The following is an 846-nucleotide window of genomic DNA, read 5'->3' as shown; positions in this document are numbered from 1 at the left end:
AGTGTACGTTAGCAATAGCCATAAAAACAATAAATAACGTGTCGGGATATTGATTAATGATTTGCTTTATTTGTTGACTGTCTGAAGGTGTATGAATAAAACAGTCCTCATTAATAAACACCACCGAAGGTTGATGTGCGCTACAAGCGACAGCGAGTTCGTCAACGGTTTCGATGTCGTTGATTTCCCTTTTTTTCACCCCTCTGCTGACCAAATACCCGCTCAACCCTAGCCGGGTGTAACTGCATAAATCCATAATAATCGTTGACATGGCATACCCTCACTCAATGCGTAACGATAATTCCCCTTACCTGAATAACTCACCATAATCAGACGGAAACACAAATAGTCACCTTAGACACGCTTACGCCGTTTTTCAGGCGAACTTACTATCCCGTAAAGTTGCATATAATTTGCCAGGAATCATCTTAAAGTAATGTGAATGTTGCGTTATGTGAGTAAAGTAAAAACAAATAAGGGGCAGCGGATATATCCTGGTGGATGTTTTCTTTAAATTTACTTTCGGATAAACCTTAGTAAAACAGGATAAAGACTATGGGTTATTATTTACGGGCATCTCGCTAACAATATCAGCAAGTAAATTGAAAATTTCGCTAAATAAATGTTCGCAAAACGGTGCAATTAATGGCATTAGCGCGGCCATCAACATAATGCCGACAGTGAGCGTAAGCGGGAAACCGATAACAAATATTGAAAGCTGCGGCGCCATGCGGTTTAGTAGCCCAAGCGCCAGATTGAGCGTAAGCAGGAGGGTTATGATCGGCAATGCCAGCATCAGTCCGTTTAAGAAAATAAGCCCTCCGGCCCTGGCAAGCGCCATAAATG

General features: G+C 41.7%; 1 protein-coding gene and 1 pseudogene. Both read right to left on the bottom strand.

Annotated elements, in window-relative coordinates:
- Positions 1-271 (bottom strand): annotated as a pseudogene (gene rcsA / locus F7Q90_RS25760) (transcriptional regulator RcsA); the annotation flags it as partial.
- A gap of 282 nt (positions 272-553) precedes the next feature.
- Positions 554-846: flagellar biosynthetic protein FliR (locus F7Q90_RS25755; RefSeq protein ID WP_211369708.1), on the bottom strand; the 293-nt coding region annotated here is incomplete at its 5' end.

Source organism: Pantoea stewartii subsp. stewartii (assembly GCF_008801695.1).
In the GTDB taxonomy this organism is placed as follows: domain Bacteria; phylum Pseudomonadota; class Gammaproteobacteria; order Enterobacterales; family Enterobacteriaceae; genus Pantoea; species Pantoea stewartii.
Note: the sequence above shows the minus strand (reverse complement) of the source record. Positions and strands in the feature narration are given on the sequence as shown.